Source organism: Cellulomonas uda, assembly GCF_006538705.1.
GTDB lineage: Bacteria > Actinomycetota > Actinomycetes > Actinomycetales > Cellulomonadaceae > Cellulomonas > Cellulomonas uda.
The window spans coordinates 1-23,240 of sequence record NZ_BJLP01000016.1; the positions used below are offsets into that span (position 1 = coordinate 1).

The window sequence follows — 23,240 nt, forward strand, 5'->3', positions numbered from 1 at the left end:
CCCCGCCGTGGCGGCGACGGCCGCCACGGCGAGGACCCACGCGCGCCCGCGTCGTCGCGGGGCGGTCATCAGATCGGGGTGGTCGTCACCTGCCAGCCGAGCCGCTGCGGCGCGGTGGAGGTCCACGTGACGGTCTTGATGTGCGTGTGCTTGCCGGCGCTGTACGCGTCGTAGGAGGTGTTGCCGCTGACCTTGGGCACGTAGATGCCGTAGGTGCAGTAGCGCGTCGACTTGGCCGGGACGTTGACGGTGATGCTCGAGCCGTACGTCGTCGACATGCTCGCCGAGACGCCCGAGGTGACCGAGGCCTTGAACTCGGCCAGGATCGACGCCTTGACCGCCGCCTCGACGGTCGCGCTGACGGTGTGGGACGCCGAGGTGGTGCTCGACGCGGTGCACGTCAACGACATCGAGCTCCCCGTGCGGTTGATCGCCGAGTCGCGGTAGGCGACCTTGAAGCTGGTCGCCTGGACGGACGTCACCTTCGAGCAGGCGGACACCGACGCGCTGAGCGCGGTGCACGAGGTCGCCGAGGCGGGCGCGGCCAGGGCGACCGGCGTGCCGATGCCGAGCGCGAGGAGCAGGGCGGTCGAGGCGAGTCGGCGACGGGTGGTGGTTGTCACGGGTTTCCCCCTTTGTCTGGTCCGGACGGACGCGTCACTGTGACACCCGTCACCCGACGCCGACATGCCCCGGGCAGCGGATCACCCGAACGGCGCAGCCCTGCACGGCGTGTCGCCCGGCGCGTCCGGGCGCGCCCGAGGCGTGTGGCTTCGACCGGTTCGCGGTCGGCGTCCTGATCACCTGGTGAGACGGCACGTCCGTCACCTGGGCTGATGTCCCAACTCGGTAACGGAACCTGCAGGGATACTCCCCGGTAACATGCGCGTCACCTCGCGCTCACTAGAGTCCGATCCAACGACCGGCCCGTGCGATCTGGTGCACCCGCCGCACCGCGGCACCGTGCGTGCCGGGGGACGTGCGTCCACCGACGCGCCGGGTCGGTGCTCTGACGAGAACCCAGGAGACACGCGTGAAGAAGCTCATCCGTGTGGCCGCGCTCAGCGGGGCGGTCGCCCTCGCGCTCACGGCCTGTGGCAGCGCCCCCAGCGACGACGACACGACGCCCGGTGCGGGGGCGACCGGCGGCGAGACCACCGCGGCCGCGCCCGAGGAGGTCGACTTCAAGGCATGCATGGTCTCCGACTCCGGCGGCTTCGAGGACAAGTCGTTCAACCAGTCCGGTGCCGAGGGCCTGCAGCGCGCGGCCGACGAGCTGGGCGTCCAGATCAACATGGTCGAGTCGACCGCCGCGACGGACTTCACGCCGAACATCGACCAGATGATCGCCGACGACTGCAACCTGGTCATCGGCGTCGGCTTCCTCCTCGAGGACCCGATCCAGGCCGCGGCCGAGGCGAACGCGGACGTCGAGTTCGCGCTGATCGACTCGCCGTTCCGTGACGCCGAGGGTGGCGTCGTGACGATCAAGAACGCCAAGCCGCTGCTGTTCAACACGCAGGAGGCCGCCTTCCTCGCCGGCTACGTCGCCGCGGGTACGAGCGCCACCGGCACGGTCGCCACGTTCGGCGGCATCCAGCTGCCGTCCGTCTCGATCTTCATGGACGGCTTCGCCGACGGCGTCGCGCAGTACAACACCGACTCGGGCAAGACGGTCAAGGTCCTCGGCTGGGACAAGGCCAAGCAGACCGGCTCGTTCACGGGTGACTTCGAGAACCAGGCCAACGGCCAGAACCTCGCCAAGGGCTTCATCGACCAGGGTGCGGACGTCATCATGCCCGTCGCCGGCCCCGTCGGCCTCGGTGCTGCGGCCGCCGCGAAGGACGCGGGCGACGTCGCGCTCGTCGGCGTCGACGCCGACTGGTTCCTCACGGCGCCGGACTACTCGAGCATCGTCCTGACCTCCGTCATGAAGGAGATCGGCCAGGCGGTGTACGACACGGTCAAGGAGGCCGCCGCGGGCAGCTTCTCCTCCGAGCCCTACGTCGGCACTCTCGAGAACGGCGGCATCGGCATCGCCCCGTTCCACGACTTCGAGTCGAAGGTGCCCGCCGAGGTCACCACGCGCGTCGAGGAGCTCAAGCAGCAGATCATCAGCGGTGAGCTGAAGGTCGAGTCGCCGAGCCAGAACTGACGGCCCACGACGGTGGCCCGGGCACGCGCCCGGGCCACCGTCGTGCCGGTGCGGCTAATGTGCAAGCAACGACGCGAAGGAGCGTGACCTCGTGAAGCTCGAGCTGCGGGGCATCACCAAGCGGTTCGGCGCGCTGGTGGCGAACGACCACATCGACCTCGTGATCGAGCCCGGCGAGATCCACGCCCTGCTCGGCGAGAACGGCGCCGGCAAGAGCACGCTCATGAACGTGCTCTACGGGCTGTACGACCCCGACGAGGGCGAGATCCTGCTCGACGACCAGGCGCGCACGTTCGTCGGCCCCGGCGACGCGATGGCGGCCGGGATCGGCATGGTGCACCAGCACTTCATGCTCGTGCCGGTGTTCACCGTCGCGGAGAACGTCGCCCTCGGGCACGAGCCGGTCAAGGGCGGCGGCATCCTCGACCTCGCGCAGGCCCGCCGCACGGTGCGGGAGATCTCCGACCGCTTCGGGTTCGACGTGGACCCCGACGCGCTCGTCGAGGACCTGCCCGTGGGCGCGCAGCAGCGCGTCGAGATCATCAAGGCGCTCTCGCGCCGCGCCGAGGTCCTCATCCTCGACGAGCCCACCGCGGTGCTCACGCCGCAGGAGACCGACGAGCTGATCGCGATCATGCGCCAGCTCAAGGAGTCGGGCACGTCCATCGTCTTCATCACGCACAAGCTGCGCGAGGTCCGGGCCGTCGCGGACACGATCACCGTGATCCGTCGGGGGAAGGTCGTCGGCACCGCCGAGCCCACGTCGAGCGAGACCGAGCTCGCCTCCCTCATGGTCGGCCGCTCCGTGTCCCTGGGCGTCGACAAGGCGCCGGCCGAGCCCGGCGCGGTCGGCCTCGAGGTCCGCGGGCTGACCGTCATCGACGCCGCCGGCGTGCGGCAGGTCGACGACGTGAGCTTCGAGGTGTCACGCGGCGAGATCGTCGCGATCGCCGGCGTGCAGGGCAACGGGCAGACCGAGCTGACCGAGGTCATCCTCGGCCTGCAGAAGCCGGTCGCGGGTGCCGTGCGGCTGGACGGCACCGACCTCGCCGGCCGCAGCGTCAAGGAGGTGCTGCGCTCGGGCGTCGGCTTCGTCCCCGAGGACCGGACGCTCGACGGCCTCGTCGCCGACTTCACCGTGGCGGAGAACCTGGTCCTCGACCTGCACGACGAGGAGCCGTTCGCCCGGGGCGTGCAGATGGACCTCGCCAAGGTCCGCGCGAACGCCGAGCACCGCACGGTCGAGTTCGACGTGCGCACGCCGTCGATCGACGCGCCCGCCGGCACGCTGTCGGGCGGCAACCAGCAGAAGGTCGTGCTCGCGCGCGAGATGAGCCGGCCGCTGCGGCTGTTCATCGCGTCGCAGCCCACGCGCGGCCTCGACGTCGGGTCCATCGAGTTCGTGCACAAGCGGATCGTGCAGGAGCGGGACCACGGCACCCCCGTGATCATCGTGTCCACCGAGCTCGACGAGGTGCTCGCGCTGGCCGACCGGATCGTCGTGATGTACCGCGGTCGGATCGTCGGCACCGTGCCCGGCGACACCGACCGCGACGTGCTCGGTCTGATGATGGCCGGCGTGCCGCTCGCGGAGGCCCGGGCCCAGGCGGCGAGCCACCACACGGTGCTCGGCGAGCTCGACCTCGAGACGGACGACGACGTCACCGACGCGCCCGGCTCGCAGGACCCCACCCAGGAGGCAGACCGGTGAGCACCACGCCACCACTTCCCGACGGCGCTCCCGGCGAGCACGTCCCGCCCCCGGCGGGCACCGGCACCGACGCGGTGACGACGACGAAGGAGCAGCCCGAGCCGCGCAGCAGCTCGGTGCTGCGCGAGATCCTGTCGAGCGGGTGGCTCGTCACGGTGCTCGCGGTCGTGCTCGCGCTCGTCCTGTCCGGCGTGCTCATCGCCGCGGCGGACGAGGAGGTCCAGAAGGCCGCGGGCTACTTCTTCTCCAAGCCGACGGACACCCTCACGGCCGCGTGGGACGCCGTGTCCAGCGCCTACGTCGCGCTGTTCCACGGCGCGGTGTACGACCCGAGCAAGGACACGTTCGCGGCGTCGATCAAGCCGCTGACCGAGACCATGACGACGTCGGTGCCGCTGATCCTCGCGGGTCTCGGCCTCGGCATCGGGTTCCGTGCGGGCCTGTTCAACATCGGCGCCCAGGGGCAGATCATCCTCGGCGCGGTCGGCGCCGGCTGGGTCGCGTTCCACCTCGACCTGCCCCCGGTGCTGCACCTGCTCGTCGCGATGCTCGCGGCCGCGGTCGCGGGCGGTCTGTGGGCCGGGATCGCCGGCTTCCTCAAGGCGCGCACCGGTGCGCACGAGGTCATCACGACGATCATGCTCAACAACATCGCCGTGTACCTCGTCGCGTACCTGCTGACGACGTCGGTGCTCAAGAACCCGGGCAGCACCAACCCGATCTCGCCGCCCGTGCCCGAGTCGGCGCAGTACCCGGCGCTCCTCGGCGGGCAGTTCCGCCTGCACTGGGGGTTCGTCGTCGCGGTGCTCGCGGCGGTGTTCGTCTGGTGGCTCATGAGCCGCTCGACCATCGGCTTCAAGTTCCGCGCGGTCGGCTCGAACCTGCACGCCGCGCGCACCGCCGGCATCTCGGTGAACGCGTCGTTCGTCTGGGTCATGGTGGTCGCGGGTGCGCTCGCCGGGCTGGGCGGCTCCGCGCAGGTGCTCGGCACGGACAAAGTCCTCACCGCGGACGTGGCCGCGAGCTTCGGGTTCGACGCGATCACGGTCGCGCTGCTCGGCCGGTCCAAGCCGCTCGGCACGTTCTTCGCCGGTCTGCTGTTCGGCGCGCTGCGCGCGGGCGGGTTCGCGATGCAGGCGCGCACGGGCACGCCGATCGACGTCGTGCTCGTCGTCCAGTCGCTCGTCGTGCTGTTCATCGCGGCACCGCCGCTCGTCCGTGCGGTCTTCCACCTGCCGACCCCCGGCACCCGGCGCGAGCGCGCGCCCCGCCCCACGACGAAGGAGGTGGCCGCGTGAGCGCCCCGACGACGGACCGTCCGACGCCCGCGGGCGCCGGACCGGCGCAGACCAAGCCGCTGCCCCCGATCTCCTACAAGGCCCCGATCGGCTACGGCGTGGTCGGCGTGCTCTCCCTGGTGCTGTTCGGGCTGCTCCCGGAGGGTGGGCTGGAGTCGACCTTCACGGTCTCGACGAGCAAGGACTTCGTCACGATCGACCCGGTCACGGTGCCGTCCAAGCTCACCGCGATCGTGCTGTCCCTCGTCGCGCTCGCGCTCGCCGCCTACTCCTACCGGGCCGCGAGCCGGCGCCGGAAGGTCGGCGTGTGGCTGCCGGTCCTGTTCGGCGTCGCCGTGATCCTCGCGTTCCTCACCTGGGCGGACGCGGGCAAGGCCTCGCCCATGCCGCTGACCGGGCTGCTGCAGGGCTCGCTGTTCCTCGCGATCCCGCTGGTGTTCGGGGCGCTCGCGGGCACGCTGTGCGAACGGTCCGGCATCGTCAACGTCGCCATCGAGGGGCAGCTGCTCGCGGGCGCGTTCCTCGCGGCCGTCGTCGCGTCGATCACGCAGTCCGCGTACGCCGGGCTCGTCGCCGCGCCGATCGCGGGAGCGCTCGTCGGTGCCCTGCTCGTGCTGTTCTCGATCCGGTACGTGGTGAACCAGATCATCGTCGGCGTCGTGCTCAACGTGCTCGTCGTCGGCGTCACGAGCTACCTGTTCTCCACCGTGCTGAAGAACGACGCGGCCACGTTCAACTCGCCGCCCAAGCTCCAGACGATCGACATCCCGCTGCTCAGCCAGATCCCGGTCGTCGGACCCGTGCTGTTCCGGCAGACCGCGCTCGTCTACATCATGTACGTCGTCGTCGCCCTGTTGCAGATCTTCCTGTTCCGCAGCCGGTGGGGCCTGCGCCTGCGGTCCGTCGGCGAGCACCCGAAGGCCGCGGACACCGTCGGCATCAAGGTCAACCGCACGCGCATGCGCGCCACGCTGCTGGGCGGCGCGGTCGCCGGTCTCGGCGGCGCGTTCTTCACCGTCGCGGCCGGTCTCGCGTTCGGCAAGGAGATGACCGGAGGCAAGGGCTTCATCGCCCTGGCCGCGATGATCCTCGGCCGGTGGAACCCGGTCGGGGCGCTCGCCGCCGCGCTGCTGTTCGGCTTCTCCGACAACCTGCAGGTGGTGCTCGGCATCATCGGCACGCCCATCCCGTCGCAGATCATGCTCATGACGCCGTACGTCGTGACGATCTTCGCCGTCGCCGGGCTCGTCGGCCGGGTGCGCCCGCCGGCGGCCGAGGGCATCCCGTACGCCAAGTGAGGCAGGTCGTCAGGTGAAGGAAGTCGACTGGGACGCGCTGCGTGCGGTCGCGACGGAGGCGATGCGCCACGCGTACGTGCCGTACTCGCGGTTCCCCGTGGGTGCCGCGGCGATCGTCGACGACGGGCGCGTGGTCAGCGGGGCGAACATCGAGAACGCGAGCTACGGCGTGACGCTGTGCGCGGAGTGCTCGCTCGTCTCGGCGCTCGTGATGTCGGGCGGCGGGCGGCTGGTCGCGTTCACGTGCGTCGACGGGCATGGCGACGTGCTCATGCCGTGCGGGCGCTGCCGCCAGCTGCTGTTCGAGCACGGCGGTCCGCGGCTCGTGCTCGAGACCGTGTCGGGAGTACGGACGATGGACCAGGTGCTGCCCGACGCGTTCGGGCCCGCCGACCTGGAGGAGCGAGCATGAGCGAGCAGTTCGACGCGGTCGACGTCATCGTCGCGAAGCGTGACGGGCACCGGCTGAGCGACGCGCAGATCGACTGGGTCATCGACGCGTACACGCGCGGCGTGGTGGCCGACGAGCAGATGTCCGCGCTCAACATGGCGATCCTGCTCAATGGGATGGACCGCGCGGAGATCGCGCGGTGGACCGCCGCGATGATCGCCTCCGGCGAGCGCATGTCGTTCGCCGACCTGGGCCGCCCGACCTCGGACAAGCACTCGACCGGCGGCGTGGGGGACAAGATCACGCTGCCGCTCGCGCCGCTCGTCGCGGTGTTCGACGTCGCGGTGCCGCAGCTGTCCGGCCGCGGGCTCGGCCACACCGGCGGCACGCTCGACAAGCTCGAGTCCATCCCCGGCTGGCGCGCGGCGCTCAGCAACGACGAGATGATGCGCCAGCTCGCCGACGTGGGAGCGGTGATCTGCCAGGCCGGCTCCGGCCTCGCACCCGCGGACCGCAAGCTCTACGCGCTGCGCGACGTCACGGGCACGGTCGAGGCGATCCCGCTCATCGCGAGCTCGATCATGAGCAAGAAGATCGCCGAGGGCACGGGCTCGCTCGTGCTCGACGTCAAGGTCGGCTCGGGCGCGTTCATGAAGGACCTCGACCGCGCCACCGAGCTCGCGCGCACGATGGTCGAGCTCGGCACGGACGCGGGCGTCACGACCGTCGCGCTGCTCACCGACATGTCCACCCCGCTCGGCCTGACCGCGGGCAACGCGCTCGAGGTGCGCGAGTCCGTGGAGGTGCTCGCGGGCGGCGGTCCGGCGGACGTCGTCGAGCTCACGCTCGCGCTCGCGCGCGAGATGCTCGACGCCGCGGGACGCCCCGACGCGGACCCGGCGGCGGCGCTCGCGGACGGCCGCGCGATGGACGTGTGGCGGCGCATGATCGCGGCCCAGGGCGGCGACCCGGACGCGACGCTGCCCGTGGCGCGCGAGACCGAGGACGTCGTCGCGCAGAGCGACGGCGTGCTCACGACGCTCGACGCGTACGCGGTCGGCATCGCGGCGTGGCGCCTCGGTGCGGGACGCGCCCGCAAGGAGGACCCGGTCCAGGCGGGCGCGGGCGTGCAGATCCACGTGCGTCCGGGCGACCGCGTCACCGCGGGCCAGAAGCTGCTCACGCTGCACACCGACACCCCGGAGCGGTTCGCGCGGGCGCGCGAGGCCCTGGACGGCGGCGTGGTCGTCGACCCCGCCGCTGCGCCCGGTGCCGGCCCGCTGGTGCTCGGCCGGGTCACGGCCTGACCACCGGCACCCTGCCGGCGCCCGGCGCCCGATGCCGGTGCGGCCGTGCGGTGCTGCGGACCAGGGCTGCCGACCAGGGCTGCCGGGCAGGGCCGCTGACCAGGGCCGAAGGCCCACTGGCGGCGGACAGGGCACGGGAGAAGGATGAGCAGGACGACCCGGCGACGAGGAGGACGCGATGAGCACGCTGCCCGGACCTGACGCCTGGCGGGACGCGGGGCTCGAGCCCGCCGACCCGGCCGTCCCCGCCCGGCTGACCGACGACGAGACGGACCGGCCCGCCGACGCGCCGGACCCGGAGGAGTACGTCCCGGACTTCGCGCGGCCCGACCGTGACGGCGCCGCCGACGAGGCGGACGTCGTCGAGCAGGACACCGAGGTCCCCCTGGACGACGACGAGGACGAGGCGTGAGCAAGAAGACGGACGAACCGACGCACGACACGGCCGGCGACAGGGCTGACGAGGACGCCGGCGGCAGGACCGAGGAGGGCGCCGGCGAGCAGTCCGCCGAGGTGGTGCAGGCGGACGACGCGGTCCCCGACGCGGTGCAGGCGCTCGTCGCGTTGGTCCCCTCGTTGCCGAAGGTGCTGCTGCACGACCACCTCGACGGCGGGCTGCGTCCGGCCACGCTCGTCGAGCTCGCGGCGCAGATCGACCACGCGCTGCCCGCGACGGACCCGGGCGAGCTGGCGGCCTGGTTCGTCGACGCCGCGTCGGCCGGCTCGCTCGAGCGGTACCTGGAGACGTTCGCGCACACGGTCGCGGTGCTGCAGACCGCCGACGCGCTGCGCCGCGTCGCGCGGGAGGCGGTGCTCGACCTCGCGGCGGACGGCGTGGTGTACGCCGAGCTGCGGTACGCGCCCGAGCAGCACGTCGAGGGCGGGCTGAGCCTGCAGGAGGTCGTGGACGCGGTCGGCGCGGGTGTGGACGAGGGCGTCACGCAGGCGCGCGAGGCCGGCACCCCGGTCCGGGTCCAGCTGGTGCTGTGCGCGATGCGGCACCTGGACCGCTGGGCGGAGGTCGCCGAGCTGGCGGTCGCCAACCGGGACGCCGGTGTGGTCGGCTTCGACCTCGCGGGCCCGGAGGACGGCTACCCGGCGTCCGCGCACCCCGAGGTGTTCGCGATGCTGCGCGCGGCGCACTTCCCGTTCACGCTGCACGCGGGCGAGGCGGCCGGTGTGGAGTCCGTGTCCGACGCGGTCGCGGCGGGTGCGTTGCGGCTGGGCCACGGCGTGCGGCTCGTCGACGACGTGGGCTCCGACGACCTCGGCGACCGGTTCGGCCTGGTCGCGCACTGGGTGCGCGACCAGCGGCTCGCGCTCGAGGTGTGCCCGTCGTCGAACGTCCAGACCGGCGCCGCACCCTCGGTCGCGGAGCACCCGGTGACCCGGCTGCGCCGGCTGGGCTTCGCGGTCACCGTCAACACCGACAACCGGCTGCAGTCCGGCACCACGCTCGGCCGCGAGCTCGCGCTGCTCGTCGAGCAGGCGGGCTGGACGCTGCACGACCTGGAGGACGTCGCGGTCACCGCGGCCGCGCAGGCGTTCCTCCACCACGACGAGCGCGCCGCGCTCATCGACACCGTGATCCGGCCCGCGTACGCCGCGGCCCGGGGAGGAAGGCACCGCGCATGACCCACGACCCGCTCGACGCAGCAGCCCTCGCCCAGTTCGTCGACCACACGCTGCTCAAGCCCGAGGCCACCCGCGCGGACGTCGACGCGCTCGTCGTCGAGGCGGGCCGCCTCGGCGTCTACTCGATCTGCGTGTCGCCGTCGTTCCTGCCCGTCGACGTCTCGGGGGCGCCCGGCCTCAAGGTCGCCACGGTGTGCGGGTTCCCGTCGGGCAAGCATCACAGCGAGGTGAAGGCCGCCGAGGCCGCGCGTGCGGTCGCGGACGGGGCCGACGAGGTCGACATGGTGATCGACGTGGGCGCGGCCAAGGAGGAACGGTTCGACGACGTGCAGGCGGACATCGCCGCCGTCCGCGCCGCGATCCCCGCGCCCGCCGTGCTCAAGGTCATCATCGAGTCCGCGGCGCTCAGCGACCACGAGATCGTGCACGTGTGCAAGGCCGCGGCGGCGGCCGGTGCGGACTTCGTCAAGACCTCGACGGGGTTCCACCCCGCGGGTGGCGCGTCGGTGCACGCGGTGCGCATCATGGCCGACACCGTGGGCGGTCGGCTCGGCGTCAAGGCGTCGGGCGGCATCCGCTCGGCGGGCGACGCGCTGGCGATGATCGAGGCCGGCGCGACGCGTCTCGGCCTGTCCGGCACGGCCGCGGTCCTCGCGGGCCTGGAGTCCGAGTCTGCCTACTGAGCCACCCCGCTCGCGGTGACGGGTGGAGAAGCGCTCACCAGACGAGCGCTTCTCCACCCGTTCGGTGTGTCAGGCGATGCCGAGGGCCGCGCGGACGTCGGAGGCGACCGCGTCGAGGCGCTCGCGCGCGCGGTGGCGGGCGACACCGACCGCGGCCTCATCGGCGTCGGGCACGACCGGCTCGACCACCTCGAGGTAGCACTTGACCTTCGGCTCGGTGCCCGAGGGGCGCACGATGACGCGCGTGCCGTCGGCCGCGTCGAGCCGCAGCCCCTCGGTGGGCGGCAGCCCGCCGCGCTCCTCGTCGGTCCCGTGCGCGAGGTCGACGACGCGCGTGACGGGGGAGCCGCCGAGCGTGGTGGGCGGCTGCGTCCGGACCCGGCCGACGGTCGCGGGGATCGCCGCGAGGTCGTCGTACCGGGCCGACACCTGGCCGGTGAGGTACAGCCCGTGCGTGCGCGCGAGGTCGTCGAGCGCATCGACCAGCGTGCTCCCCGACGCCTTGAGCCGCGCCGCGAGGCCGGCGACGAGCAGCGCGGCCGAGATGCCGTCCTTGTCCCGTACGGTGCCGGGAGCCACGCAGTAGCCGAGCGCCTCCTCGTACGCGAACACCAGGCCGTCGACGCGCGAGAGCCACTTGAAGCCCGTCAAGGTCTGGACGTGGCGCACGCCCGCCCGCTGCGCGATCTGCGCGAGCTGGCGCGAGGAGACGATCGAGCTCGCGAACGCGGCCTCGGGGTCGAGCGGCCCGCCGTCGGCGGCCATCCGCTCGGCGGCGACCTGCCCGAGGAGCGCGCCCGTCTCGTCGCCGTGCAGCATGCGCCAGCCCTCGGCCGCCGCCGTGTCGGGTCCGCGGTACGCGCGTGCGCGCGGGTCCTGGATTGCGACCGCGCACCGGTCGGCGTCCGGGTCGAGCGCGATCACGAGGTCGGCGCCGCGGTCGGACGCGAGACCGAGCGCGAGGTCGATCGCGCCCGGCTCCTCGGGGTTGGGGAACGCGACCGTGGGGAAGGCAGGATCGGGCTGCTCCTGCTCGGGGACGACGAGCACGTCCGTGAACCCCGCCTCGGCGAGCACACGCTGCGCGACCGCGCCGCCCACGCCGTGCAGCGGGGTCAGCACGACGGACAGGTCGCCGGCGACCGCGCGCACGGTCGGGTCGGCCAGCGTGAGCGTCGCGTCGACGTACGCGTCGACGACGTCCTCGCCCAGCACGGTCCAGCCGTGGTCGGCCCGCGGCACGGACGCGACGGACGGCACGCGGGCGATCTCGGCGGCGATCGCCGAGTCGGCGGGCGGCACGATCTGCGCGCCCTGGCCGCTGTCGGTCACGACGCGCCCGCCGAGGTAGACCTTGTAGCCGTTGTCCTGCGGCGGGTTGTGCGACGCGGTGACCATGACGCCCGCGTCGGCGTCGAACCGGCGCACGCAGAACGCGAGCACCGGGGTGGGCAGCGGGCGGGGGAGCAGGAGCACCTCGATGCCGACGGCCGTCAGGACGGCGGCGGTGTCGAGGGCGAACTGCTCGGACTTGCGGCGCGCGTCGTAGCCGACGACGACGCGCGGCGCCGGGGTGAGGCCGTCGAGCTCGCCGAGCAGGTAGTCCGCGAGCCCCGACGCGGCGCGGATCACCACCGCGCGGTTCATGCGGTGCGGGCCGCCGGCGATCGCGCCGCGCAGCCCCGCGGTGCCGAACTGGAGCAGCCCGGAGAACCGGTCGGCGAGCTCGGCTCGCGCGTGCCGCGCGGTGCGCAGCACCGTGAGCTGCTCGAGGTCCGGGTCGGCGCCCTCCTCGAGCCCGGGCGGGGACTCCTGCGCGAGGCGCAGCAGCTCGCGCAGCTCGTCCGCGGTCTCGGGGTCCGGGTCGTCGGCGATCCATGCCTCGACCCGGGCCGTGAGGTCATCCCACGCGTCGTCGGCGCTCATGCCCCCAACGTACTGACCAGTACGCTCGCGCACGAACCGAACGTCCCGGCCCCGCCGCGCGGCGGTGTGTCAGCGGCGGTGTATCAGCGGCGGGGTGTCAGCGGCAGGCCGTCACAGGCGGCGGATGATGTCGGCCAGCAGCGCACTGATGCGCGGCCCGGCCGCGAGACCGGCCTCGAGGACCTCCTCGTGCGACAGCGGCTGCTCGCTGATGCCGGCCGCGAGGTTCGTCACGAGCGAGATCCCGAGCACCTCGAGCCCCGCCTGCCGCGCCGCTATCGCCTCGAGCGTCGTCGACATCCCGACGAGGTCGCCACCCAGCCGCCCGGCCATGCGCACCTCGGCCGGCGTCTCGTAGTGCGGTCCGCGGAACTGGACGTACACGCCCTCGTCGAGCGACGGGTCGACCTCGCGCGCGAGGCCCCGCAGACGGGGCGAGTACAGGTCGGTCAGGTCGACGAACGTCGCACCCTCGACCGGCGAGGTCGCCGTCAGGTTGAGGTGGTCGCTGATGAGCACCGGCGTCCCCGGACCCCACGCCGGGTTCAGGCCGCCGCACCCGTTGGTGAGCACGACGGTCGTGGCGCCCGTCGCCGCCGCGGTGCGCATGCCGTGCACGACGCGCCGCACCCCCTTGCCCTCGTACAGGTGCGTGCGCGAGCCGAGCACGAGCGCGTGCTTGCCGCTCGCGCCGATGCGCACCGAGCGGATCGTGCCGACGTGCCCGTGCACGGCGGCGGCCGAGAACCCCGGCACGTCGGTGCTGGCGACCTCGGCGACCGTCTCGCCCAGCAGGTCCGCCGCACCGCCCCAGCCCGAGCCCAGCACGAGCGCCACGTCGTGGCGCGGCACCCCCGTCGCGTGCGCCAGGTGCTCCGCGGCCGCGCGGGCCACGTCGAACGGGTCGGTCGTCGGGTCGTCGAGGTCCAGGACGTCGGTCATGACGAGAACGCTAGCCCCGACCGCGCCCGGGGCACGCGTCACGGCGCGCGGGACGTGCCGAGCCTCACGCAGGCTGCCCACCGGCTGCTCGTGAGGCATGCGCCGGCACCGGGCAGAATGCACACGTGAGCACACCGCCCGGTACGCACGCCCTGCCCGACACCCGCGTCGTCATCGTCGGGGGAGGCCCCGGTGGCTACGAGGCCGCTCTCGTCGCGCGGCGCCTGGGCGCCGACGTGACGGTGGTCGAGGAGAAGGGGCTCGGCGGGTCGGCCGTGCTCACGGACGTCGTCCCGTCCAAGACGCTCATCGCGACCGCCGAGTGGATGACGATCGCCGACCGCGCGCCCGAGCTCGGGATCCGCAGCGGCCTGAGCCACGACCACGGCCACCACATCGACCTCGCCGCGGTGAACACGCGCGTCAAGGCGCTCGCGGCCGCGCAGTCGGCGGACATCCGGGGACGCCTCGAGAAGGAGGGCGTGCACGTCGTGCTCGGCCGCGGCCGCCTCGACGGGCCGCAGCGGGTCGTCGTCGACCTCGTCGACGGCGGCGGCGAGACGACGCTGGACGCCGACGTCGTCCTCGTCGCGACCGGCGCGCGCCCGCGCGAGCTGCCCGAGGCGCGGCCCGACGGCGAGCGCATCCTCACGTGGACGCAGCTGTACGACCTGCCCGCGCTGCCCGAGCGGCTCGTCGTCGTCGGCTCGGGCGTCACCGGTGCGGAGTTCGCCGGCGCGTACACGTCGCTCGGCTCGGACGTCACGCTGGTCTCGTCGCGCGACCGCGTGCTCCCGGGCGAGGACGGCGACGCGGCCGAGCTCATCGAGGAGGTCTTCAAGCGCCGCGGCATGACCGTGCTGTCGCGCTCGCGGGCCGCCGGGGCGCGCCGCACCGCCGACGGGGTCGTCGTGACGCTCGCCGACGGGCGGGAGGTCGAGGGGACGCACGTGCTGTTCGCGGTCGGCTCGATCCCGACGACGAGCGGGCTCGGGCTCGAGGAGTCCGGCGTGCGCCTGGCGCCGTCCGGGCACATCGAGGTCGACAAGGTCTCGCGCACGAGCGTGCGCGGCGTCTACGCGGCCGGGGACGTGACCGGGGTGCTCCCGCTCGCGTCGGTCGCGGCGACGCAGGGGCGCATCGCGATGTCGCACGCGCTGGGCGACGCGGTCATGCCGCTGTCGCTGCGCGCGGTCGCGGCGAACATCTTCACGGCACCGGAGATCGCGACGGTCGGCTACTCCGAGCAGCGCCTGCAGGAGGAGGGGGTCGCGTACGAGGTGAGCACCCTGCCGCTGACCCGCAACCCGCGGGCCAAGATGCTCGGTGTGCGCGAGGGGTTCGTCAAGATCTTCGCGACGCGCGGCGCGGGCACCGTGCTCGGTGCGGTGCTCGTCGGCCCGCGCGCGTCGGAGTCGGTGTTCCCGCTCGCGCTCGCGATCACGCACCGCTTGTCCGCCGACCAGGTCGCGCAGGTCATCACGGTCTACCCCTCGATGTCCGGCACGCTGGCCGAGGTCGCGCGCACGCTGCACCACCGCGCCGCGGACTGACCGCGGGGAGCGTCAGGGGAGCGTGACCCGGACGACGAGCGGGAGGTGGTCGCTCGTCGTGACGTCCGTGAGCACGTCCGCCGACGCGAACCCGACGTGCCGGCCGAGCACCCAGTCGATCCGCTCGGCGGGTGCGTCGGACGGTGAGGTGAGTGCGTCGGCGTCACCGACCTCGTCGACCGCGCTGACCCACCCGGCGTCCGTGAGCAGCTCGACCTCCGGCCACCCCGGCCGGGCGTTGAGGTCACCGCCCAGCACGCTCGGCCCGGTGCCCGGCTCGGCCGCCAGCAGCGTCGCGAGCTGGTCCAGGCGCGTCGGCGTGTTCTCGGCGCGGTGCTGCAGGTGGACGGACGTCACGCGCACGGCCTCGCCCCCGGCCGTCGTCACCGTGGCCGAGAGTGCCGAACGCCCCTGCGGACCGGCGCCGTACGGCAGGACGGTCACGGCGACGTCCGTGAGCCCGGACCTGGCCAGCACCGCGTTGCCGAACTGCCGGTCGGCCGCCGGCGCGTACTCGACCGTCATGCCCAGACGGCGCGCGAGCCACGTCGCCATGTCCGCTCCGCCGCCGAGCACCCAGCCGCGCTCCACCTCCTGGAGCAGGACCACGTCGGCACCCGCCGCCTCGACGGTCGCGGCGGCGGACTCGAGGTCGACGCCGCCGGACGGCGTGACTCCGTAGTGCAGGTTCCAGCTCACGACCGTGAGCGCGTCGCCCGCGGCGCGCGCGGGCACGTCCCGGCCGTGCGTGCTCGTCGTCGACGGGCCGAGCCCGACGAGCGCGAGCACGACCGGCGGGACCAGCAGCAGGCGCGCGGCGCGCACGCGTGCGGGCTGGCGCAGGTCCGGTGCCGGGTCCGGGGCGGGGCCCTGCGCGCCGCCCGACGCGCTACCGAGCGGGGCGACGGGCGCCGGTGTGCGGTGGTGCAGGCCGCAGACCGCGACGACCACGGCCGCGGCCACCGGCACGTACGCGTTGTCGAACGGCAGCGGGACGTCGTAGTCGAGCATGTAGCCGAGCAGCGGCAGCACGACGCCGAGCCCGGCGACCGCGACCGCACCCGCGGTGCGCCACGTGCCCGGAGGCGCCGAGCGGCGCACGGAGAGCGTCCCGACGAGCACGACGCCGAGCACGGCGTCCAGCACCACGACGGCGACGAGCGCCGTGCCGCCGGAGGTGAGCATCGCGAGCGCGACCGCGGCGACCACGAGGACCGCGGCCCCGACGCGCACGGCTCCCGGCCAGCGGTCGGGGCGCAGCAGCAGCCACCCGCCCAGCCCGGTCGCGAGGACCACGGCCAGCCCGGCCCAGCCCAGCGCGATCCCGGCCTGCGACGCGAGGAACGCGGGGTTCGCGCCGATCATCACGGCGATCGCGATGACCGGCCCGAGCGCCCACAGCCGGCGCGGACGGTTCGTCGCGGGCGCCCCCGCGCCCGTCCCGCCCGAGGTGACGCGGACCGCGGCGAGCGGCGCGACCGCGACCGCGACCGCGACGACCCAGCCGACCCACGACGACCGCCACACGGCGTCCCACGAGCCCAGCAGCACCTGGAGCCCCGCGGACAGCCCGCAGCCGACGACGACCCCGAGCGCGGCCTGCCGCGGCCCCGAGGCGCGCCCCGCGACGAACGCGGCCGCGACGACGAGCACGCCGACCGCCCAGGCCACGGACACGAGCCCGAGCCCGTACCGCGCGTCGCCGTCGAGGCCCTGCAGCACCACGCGCAGCACCGCGAGCACCGCCGCGCCGACGATCACGGTGCGGCCGGTCGGGACCCCGCTCGGCGCGCGCGTGGCGACCAGGAGCGCCCCCGCGACGAGCCCCGCGGCGGCGTACGTGGCGAGCGCGGTGACGCCGACGGTCACGACGCCCGACGCGAACGCGTGGTCGAGCAGCGGACCGCTCGCGCGCACGAGCTCGAGCGTGGCGACGACGAGCGCCGCGAGCAGCCAGACGCGCGTGGGCGTGCCGTCGTCGGGCGGCCGGGCGACGCTGCCGGCCGGTGCCTGCTCGTCGGCGGACCCGGTGGGCCGCGCCTCTCGCGTGTCGTCGCTCGTCACGCGCCGAAGGGTACGCGCCGGGCCGTGAGCGGCCCGCGCGGGACACACGTCCCGGCCCGGGGCGTCCCGGTGGGCCCATGATGCGGCACATGCGCCCGCACGGTCCCGTCGTCCGAACCGTCCGCCACGACCCGGCGGACCGGCCGCTGCTGGTGATCTGGGAGGCCACGCGTGCGTGCGCGCTGTCCTGCGTGCACTGCCGGGCCGAGGCGCAGCCCCGCCGTGACCCGCGCGAGCTCGACACCGAGGAGGCGACCGAGCTCATGCGTCAGGTCGCGTCCTTCGGACGGCCGTCGCCGATCTTCGTCATCACGGGCGGCGACTGCTTCGAGCGCGAGGACCTCGACGAGCTCGTGCGGCGCGGGCGTGGGCTCGGGCTCGCGGTGGCGGTCTCGCCGTCGGGCACCGCGAAGCTCGACCGTGCGGCGCTCGTGCGGCTGCAGGAGGCGGGCGTGACCGCGATGTCGCTGTCGCTCGACGGCGCGACGGCGCAGGTCCACGACGGCTTCCGCCGCGTGCCGGGGACGTTCGACCGGACCGTGCAGGCGTGGGCCACGGCGCGCGAGCTCGGCATGAAGGTGCAGGTCAACTCGACGATGTCGAGCCGCACGGTGCACGAGCTGCCCGACCTGGCGGCGCTCGTGCGCGAGTACGGCGCGATGACGTGGAGCGCGTTCATGCTCGTGCCGATGGGCCGGGGCGTCGACCTGGGTGCGCTCAGCGCGCAGCAGTGCGAGGACGTCATGAACTACCTGTACGACCTGGGCCCGCACGTCCCGGTGAAGACGACCGAGGGCCACCACTTCCGGCGGGTCGCGCTGCAGCGCGCGGTGCTCGAGGAGCGCGGCGCGGACCACGTCGAGGTGATGGGCCTCGGCGAGCTGTACGCCGAGCTGACCGAGCGGACGGCCGTGTTCGGGTGGGGCGACGCGGTGCGGGCGCGGCGCCCCCCGGTCAACGTCAACGCGGGCTACGGGTTCGTCTTCGTCTCGCACGTCGGCACCGTGCACCCCTCGGGCTTCCTGCCGGTCTCGGCCGGCGACGTGCGCGAGCAGCCGCTCCCGGAGATCTACCGCTCCTCGGAGCTGTTCACCGGCCTGCGGGACACCTCGCTGCTGACCGGGCGGTGCGGGACGTGCGAGTTCGCCCGGGTGTGCGGCGGCTCGCGGTCGCGCGCGTACGCCACGTCCGGCGACCCGCACGCGTCCGACCCGCTGTGCGCCTACGAGCCGGGCTCGTTCCCGTACGCCGAGGACGTCGCCGCGCTGCTGGCGTCCTGACCTGCGCGACGCACCCGCGTGAGCGGGTGCGCGCGGCGGGTGCAGCCCGCACACTCGTCGTCATGCTGCGTGACGTCACCGCCCACCTGACGCTCGACGTCCGCGCCCCCGCGACCCTCGCGCTGGCGCTCGCGGTGGCGACGGGTCACGACGCCGACGAGCGCCTCGAGGTCACGCTCGACGGCGTCCCCCTCACCCCGCGCGAGGTCCCCGACGCGCACGGCACGCGCCTGCACGTGCTCGACGCGGGGCCGGGCACGCTCGTCGTGGACTACGGCGCGACCGTGCGCGGACGCACCACCACACCCGGGGCGAGCGAGGCCGACCGGCTGCGCTACCTGCGGCCGAGCCGGTACTGCGAGTCGGACTCGCTCGGGCCGACCGCGCGCGCCGAGTTCGCCGGGCTCGCCGGGCAGGACCTGCTCGCGGCCGTCTCGTCGTGGGTCGGCACGCGCCTCGCCTACGTGCCGGGCTCGAGCCTGCCGACCGACGGCGCGGTGCGCACGCTGCTCGCCCGGCAGGGCGTGTGCCGGGACTACGCGCACCTCGTCGTCGCGCTGCTGCGCGCGCTCGACGTGCCCGCGCGGCTCGTCGGGGTGTACGCGCCCGGGCTGGACCCGATGGACCTGCACGCGGTCGCGGAGGCGTGGGTGGACGGCGCGTGGCGCGTGGTCGACGCGACGACGCTCGCACCCCGGTCCACCCTCGTGCGCGTCGCCACCGGGCGCGACGCGTCGGACACCGCGTTCCTGTCCGTGCACGGCGGCGCCGCGGACCTCACCGCCTTCCGCGTGGGCGCGGTCGTCGACGAGCTGCCCGACGACGACGTGCGCACGCTCGTGACGCTCGGCTGAGCGCCTCAGGCGAACAGCGCCTGACCGACGAACGGGCTGTGGCTCGTCGTGATCGGGGTGCCGTCGCTGCCCGTCACGAGCGAGCCGTCGGGCACGCCCGGCGGCACCGCGAACAGACCCGAGCCGGTGTGCTGCAGGTACTCCATGAGCCCGTCGTCGCGCGACAGCGTGGTCTGCATGGGGACGTAGTGCGTGCGGGGGTCGCGGACGAACGCGATGAAGAACAGCCCCGCGTCGAGCCGCCCCAACGAGTCGTTGCCGTCGGTGAAGTTGTAGCCGCGGCGCAGCATCCGCACGCCGTCGTTGTGCGTGGGGTGCGCGAGCCGCACGTGGCTGTTGAGCGCGACGAGCGGCGTGCCCTCGCGGCCGGTGACCTCGAAGTCGGGCTCGGTGAGCTCTTCGCCGCCGGACAGGGGCGCGCCCTCACCCTTGGTGCGTCCGACGAGCGCCTCCTGCTCGCGCAGCGACGTGCGGTCCCACGTCTCGATCTGCATCCGGATGCGCCGTGCGACGAGGTAGGTGCCGCCGACCAGCCACGACGAGTCGCGCGAGTCGTGCGCGGCCGCGTCCTCGCCCACCCACACGTGCCGCTCGAGCTCGTCGGGCTCCTCGGCCTTGAGGTTGGCGGTGCCGTCCTTGAAGCCGAACAGGTTGCGCGGCGTCGTCTGCGCCGTGGACGTCGAGGACGTGCGCCCGTACCCGAGCTGCGTCCAGCGGATCGTCGCGGCGCCGAAGGCCGCGCGCGACAGGTTGCGGATCGCGTGGACCGCGACCTGGGGGTCGTCGGCGCACGCCTGCACGACGAGGTCGCCGTCGCTGCGCGCCGGGTCGAGCGCGTCCGCGGGGAAGTGCGGCAGCTCGACGAGCGCGTCGGGCAGACGGTCCGCGAGGCCGAACCGGTCGGTGCCGTCGGCGGCGACGAACAGCGAGCGGCCGAACCCGAACGTGACGGTCAGCCCCGCGGCGGGCAGGTCGGCGGCCTCGCCCGTGTCGTCGGGCGGCGCGTCGTACGGGCCGGACGCCGCACCGTAGGGGCCCGCCGACAGCCCCTGCGTGAGGCGTGCGGCGATCGTCGTCCAGCGCTGGAGCAGCGCGACGAGGTCCTCGCGGTCGTCGGTCGTCACGTCGAACGACGCGAGGTACAGGCGGTCCTGCGCGGGCGTCACGATGCCCGCCTGGTGCCGGCCCGTGAACGGGTAGGTCCCCGCGGCGCGGGTGTCCGGGGCAGGCTCGCCGGCCGACGCCGCCGCACGACCGGCGGCGAAGCCCGCGGCGCCGACGGCGGCGGCACCGAGCAGACCGCCGCCGAGCACCGCGCGACGCGTGACGCCCCGCGACCCGGGGGCGGGCGGCTGCTCGGTCACGTCAGACCCCCGTGACGACGGCGGTCAGCCGGGACAGCGGCTCGGAGAGCGCGTCGACCGCGGTGGACAGCTGCTTGACCTGCTGCGCGGTCAGCTCGTCGTACGCCGTGAAGCCCTTCTCCACCGAGCCGTGCTCGGCGAGCAGCCCCTCGAGCGCGGCGAACCGCTCGACGAGCGTCGCGGCCAGGTCCGGGTCGGCGCCCTCGACGACGTCCGCGAGCACCTCGTACGCCACGCGCGCGCCGTCGACGTTCGCCTGGAAGTCCCACAGGTCGGTGTGCGACCAGATCTCCTCCTCGCCCGTGACCTTGCCGGTCGCGACCTCGTCGAGGAGCTCCTTGGCGCCGTTGGCGATCTGGAACGCCTCGAACGTGAACTGCGGGTCGTTGACCTGGTCGACGAGCTGCTGCGTCCACCCGACGAGGTCGTCCGCCGCCTTGGTGCGCTCGGCGTCGGTGAGCGGCACGTACTCGACGCCGCCGTTGTCGGCGGCGAGCGGCGGCCACAGGTCCTTCTCGATGTAGTGCCAGCCGCTCCAGGTCTGGCCGTCCTCGAGGTCGGCCTCGCGCGCGTCGGTCAGCGGGTCGAGGTCACCGAAGGACTCGGCGACGGGCTCGACGCGCTCCCAGTGGACGCGCGTCGCGGCGTAGAGCGCGCGCGCCTCGTCGTCGTCGCCCGCGGTGTAGGCGTCCGCGAACTCCTGCGTGCCGGCGATCAGCGCGCCCACCTGGTCCTTGACGTACGCGACGTACTGCGCCTCGGCGGCGGCGAGCTGGTCGGCCGCGTCGCCCGTCGGCCCGACGGCCTCGCCCGAGTCGGTCACGGTGAACTCGGCGCGGATGCCGTCGCCCACCATGCCCGGCTTGCACGCCGTGTAGTACGTGCCGGGTCGCACCTGCACGACGAGGTCGCGCGTGAGGCCCGGGCCGATGTTCTCCACCTCGGAGACCACCCGCAGGCCGTCCTCGCCGAGCAGGTAGAACTCGGTGACGTCCGTGCCGTCGTTGCTCACGGCGAACGTGAGCGTGCCGCTCGGGGCGGTCGTGGCCGACACCTCGCACGCGTCCTGGGTGCTGCTCACGGTCAGCGCACGCCCGGGCGCGCCCGACGCGGCCGGGGTCGCGTCGTTGTCGACGCAGGCGGCGAGCGGCAGGACGAGAGCGACGAGCGCGAGCGCGCCGAGGGTGGAGCGGGACATGGGTCTCCTCAGGAGCGGGGTGGAGGTGCGGGCGTCCGACGCGGGCGTCAGGGGGTCGCGACGGGCGCGACGACGGCGGGCGCCGACGGCCTGGGCGCCGTCGACCGGCCCCACGTCGTGCGGACGAACACGGTCAGGACGACGGCGACGTAGGAGGTCCACGCGACGAGCTGGAGCCACGTGGTCGCGGGCGTGAAGTTGAAGACGCCCTTGGCGAGCGTCGCGTACCAGGACGAGGGCGGGATGCTCGCGGAGACGTCGAACGCGAGCGAGTCCAGGCCGGGCAGGATGCCGGCCTCCTGCAGGTCGTGCACGCCGTAGGACAGGACGCCTGCCGCGACGAGGACGAGGAACAGCCCGGTCCAGGCGAAGAACCGGCGTAGGTCGAGGCGCACCGCGCCGCGGTACATGAGCCACGCGGCCAGGACCGCGACCGCGATGCCGAGCGCGGCGCCGGCGAGCGGCGCGCTGGTGCCCGACGAGGTCGCCTGCGCGCCCGCCCACAGGAACAGCGCGGTCTCGAGGCCCTCGCGGCCCACGGCGAGCAGCGCCATGACGACCACGGCGCCCTTGCCGGCTGCGATCGCGTCGTCGAGCTTGTGCTGCAGGTCCGCCTTGAGGTGGCGGGCGGTGCGCGCCATCCAGAAGATCATCCAGGTGATGAGGCCGACCGCGACGATCGACAGCGTGCCGCCGATGGCCTCCTGCGCCTCGAACGACAGCCCCTTGGGCCCGAACGTCAGCAGCGCGCCGAACGCGAGCGAGACCCCCACGGCGACGGCCACGCCGCCCCACAGCGCGGGCAGCAGGTCGCGTCGCCCGGTCTTGACCAGGTACGCCACGAGGATGCTGACGACGAGGGCTGCTTCGAGCCCCTCGCGCAGGCCGATGAGGAAGTTCGCGACCATGGTGACCGTTCGCCGAGTGTGTGCGTCCGCGGCGCCGGACGCCGCGAGGTGAGGTCAGGCTTACCTCACACGATTCGCGAGGTTACACCCGTGCCCGGGGTCGGCGGGAGCCCGGTACCGAGCCCGACGATGTGTCTCGCGTCACGCGTCCAGGCCGCACGGGGCGCTCTGCGGGGTCGCCGGGATCGCGGCCAGGAGCGTCGGCCACGCGTCCGCGAACGCGGGCAGCAGGTCGAGCGCGGCGACCTGCTCGATCGGGACCCACGCGACCGCGAGGGACTCGGCGTCCGTGGCGCGCGCCTCGAACGGGCGCACCTCGTCGGCCAGCACGGTCGTGTACGACCAGTCCGGGTGCCGCAGCACGTGCGACGCGAACGGCCGCACCGCGTCCGCGGGGACGCCGGCCTCCTCGTGCGCCTCGCGCAGCGCGGCCGCGGTCGCGTCCTCGTGCGGCTGGCGTGCCCCGCCCGGGATGCCCCACGTGCCGCCGTGGTGGCTCCACGGCGCGCGGTGCTGCAGCAGCACGTGCGTCGGCCGGCCGTCCGGGGCGCGGCGCGCGACCAGCAGCCCCGACGCGCCGTGCAGACCCCAGTGCCGCGCCCCGCACCCGCGCTGCACCCAGCCGTCGCCCGGCGCGGGCGCGTGGCGGGGCAGGTCGGTCATGCGGTCGGGC

The 23,240-nt window shown here is 74.1% G+C and carries 20 protein-coding genes; 12 read left to right on the forward strand and 8 right to left on the reverse strand.

Translation table 11 applies throughout. The features are described 5' to 3' along the window. Positions 1-68 precede the first annotated feature (68 nt). Positions 69-623: a hypothetical protein gene (locus CUD01_RS06120; protein ID WP_141319544.1), complete on the reverse strand. Its 555-nt coding sequence runs from the start codon at positions 621-623 to the stop codon at positions 69-71. 410 nt (positions 624-1,033) lie between these two features. On the opposite strand from CUD01_RS06120, the gene CUD01_RS06125 reads away from it, so the two are divergent. The 9 genes from CUD01_RS06125 (at position 1,034) to deoC (ending at position 10,478) form a co-directional block, all read left to right on the forward strand. Then, positions 1,034-2,155 carry a BMP family lipoprotein gene (locus CUD01_RS06125; protein ID WP_141319546.1) on the forward strand — a complete coding sequence of 374 codons (1,122 nt, stop codon included), beginning with the start codon at positions 1,034-1,036 and terminating at the stop codon, positions 2,153-2,155. 91 nt (positions 2,156-2,246) lie between these two features. After that, a complete protein-coding gene (locus tag CUD01_RS06130) occupies positions 2,247-3,866 on the forward strand; it encodes an ABC transporter ATP-binding protein (RefSeq protein ID WP_141319548.1) in 1,620 nt (539 codons plus the stop codon). Next, positions 3,863-5,164 (forward strand): ABC transporter permease, encoded by a 1,302-nt coding sequence (locus CUD01_RS06135; RefSeq protein WP_371860760.1) that lies wholly within the window; start codon positions 3,863-3,865, stop codon positions 5,162-5,164. The genes CUD01_RS06130 and CUD01_RS06135 overlap by 4 nt, the downstream gene beginning before the upstream one ends. After that, the gene (locus tag CUD01_RS06140; protein WP_141319550.1) at positions 5,161-6,462 is read left to right on the forward strand and encodes an ABC transporter permease; all 1,302 of its coding nucleotides are present in this window, start codon (positions 5,161-5,163) and stop codon (positions 6,460-6,462) included. The genes CUD01_RS06135 and CUD01_RS06140 overlap by 4 nt, the downstream gene beginning before the upstream one ends. 13 nt (positions 6,463-6,475) lie before the next feature. Beyond that, positions 6,476-6,874: a cytidine deaminase gene (locus CUD01_RS06145; RefSeq protein WP_094179376.1), complete on the forward strand. Its 399-nt coding sequence runs from the start codon at positions 6,476-6,478 to the stop codon at positions 6,872-6,874. Beyond that, entirely contained in the window at positions 6,871-8,160 is a 1,290-nt protein-coding gene (locus CUD01_RS06150) for a thymidine phosphorylase (protein ID WP_094179377.1), read from the forward strand. The genes CUD01_RS06145 and CUD01_RS06150 overlap by 4 nt, the downstream gene beginning before the upstream one ends. A 178-nt stretch (positions 8,161-8,338) precedes the next feature. Beyond that, on the forward strand, positions 8,339-8,572 hold the full coding sequence (locus CUD01_RS06155) for a hypothetical protein (protein ID WP_094179378.1): 234 nt from the start codon (positions 8,339-8,341) through the stop codon (positions 8,570-8,572). Between the two features lie 104 nt (positions 8,573-8,676). Then, the gene (locus CUD01_RS06160; protein ID WP_141319632.1) at positions 8,677-9,795 is read left to right on the forward strand and encodes an adenosine deaminase; all 1,119 of its coding nucleotides are present in this window, start codon (positions 8,677-8,679) and stop codon (positions 9,793-9,795) included. Beyond that, a complete protein-coding gene (deoC, locus tag CUD01_RS06165; RefSeq protein WP_141319552.1) occupies positions 9,792-10,478 on the forward strand; it encodes a deoxyribose-phosphate aldolase in 687 nt (228 codons plus the stop codon). The genes CUD01_RS06160 and deoC overlap by 4 nt, the downstream gene beginning before the upstream one ends. Positions 10,479-10,547: 69 nt before the next feature. Here the strand turns inward: deoC and CUD01_RS06170 are convergent, their stop codons facing one another. Together CUD01_RS06170 and CUD01_RS06175 are read right to left on the reverse strand one after the other, a co-directional pair. Continuing rightward, positions 10,548-12,404: a phospho-sugar mutase gene (locus tag CUD01_RS06170; protein WP_141319554.1), complete on the reverse strand. Its 1,857-nt coding sequence runs from the start codon at positions 12,402-12,404 to the stop codon at positions 10,548-10,550. 111 nt (positions 12,405-12,515) lie between these two features. Next, complete coding sequence (locus CUD01_RS06175) at positions 12,516-13,346, reverse strand: purine-nucleoside phosphorylase (RefSeq protein ID WP_141319556.1); 831 nt, start codon at positions 13,344-13,346, stop codon at positions 12,516-12,518. Between the two features lie 125 nt (positions 13,347-13,471). Here CUD01_RS06175 and CUD01_RS06180 point away from each other — a divergent pair, with 125 nt between their 5' ends. After that, positions 13,472-14,899 (forward strand): NAD(P)H-quinone dehydrogenase, encoded by a 1,428-nt coding sequence (locus CUD01_RS06180; protein WP_094179382.1) that lies wholly within the window; start codon positions 13,472-13,474, stop codon positions 14,897-14,899. Between the two features lie 12 nt (positions 14,900-14,911). Here the strand turns inward: CUD01_RS06180 and CUD01_RS06185 are convergent, their stop codons facing one another. Continuing rightward, the gene (locus CUD01_RS06185; RefSeq protein WP_166772138.1) at positions 14,912-16,963 is read right to left on the reverse strand and encodes an endonuclease/exonuclease/phosphatase family protein; all 2,052 of its coding nucleotides are present in this window, start codon (positions 16,961-16,963) and stop codon (positions 14,912-14,914) included. An 89-nt stretch (positions 16,964-17,052) separates the two neighbouring features. On the opposite strand from CUD01_RS06185, the gene CUD01_RS06190 reads away from it, so the two are divergent. After that, positions 17,053-18,243, forward strand: a complete 1,191-nt coding sequence (locus tag CUD01_RS06190) for a TIGR04053 family radical SAM/SPASM domain-containing protein (protein WP_307722669.1) — start codon at positions 17,053-17,055, stop codon at positions 18,241-18,243. 62 nt (positions 18,244-18,305) lie between these two features. Beyond that, positions 18,306-19,097, forward strand: coding sequence for a transglutaminase-like domain-containing protein (locus tag CUD01_RS06195; protein ID WP_141319558.1), 792 nt, complete (start codon positions 18,306-18,308; stop codon positions 19,095-19,097). A 5-nt stretch (positions 19,098-19,102) separates the two neighbouring features. Here the strand turns inward: CUD01_RS06195 and efeB are convergent, their stop codons facing one another. The 4 genes from efeB to CUD01_RS06215 all read right to left on the reverse strand — a co-directional run bounded on the left by efeB (position 19,103) and on the right by CUD01_RS06215 (position 23,230). Then, positions 19,103-20,461, reverse strand: a complete 1,359-nt coding sequence (gene efeB / locus CUD01_RS06200; protein ID WP_141319560.1) for an iron uptake transporter deferrochelatase/peroxidase subunit — start codon at positions 20,459-20,461, stop codon at positions 19,103-19,105. Between the two features lies 1 nt (position 20,462). Then, positions 20,463-21,659 carry an iron uptake system protein EfeO gene (efeO, locus tag CUD01_RS06205; RefSeq protein WP_141319562.1) on the reverse strand — a complete coding sequence of 399 codons (1,197 nt, stop codon included), beginning with the start codon at positions 21,657-21,659 and terminating at the stop codon, positions 20,463-20,465. A 47-nt stretch (positions 21,660-21,706) separates the two neighbouring features. Further along, positions 21,707-22,567 (reverse strand): iron uptake transporter permease EfeU, encoded by an 861-nt coding sequence (efeU, locus tag CUD01_RS06210; RefSeq protein WP_094179386.1) that lies wholly within the window; start codon positions 22,565-22,567, stop codon positions 21,707-21,709. 141 nt (positions 22,568-22,708) lie between these two features. Continuing rightward, positions 22,709-23,230: an NUDIX hydrolase gene (locus CUD01_RS06215; protein ID WP_141319564.1), complete on the reverse strand. Its 522-nt coding sequence runs from the start codon at positions 23,228-23,230 to the stop codon at positions 22,709-22,711. Positions 23,231-23,240 lie beyond the last annotated feature (10 nt).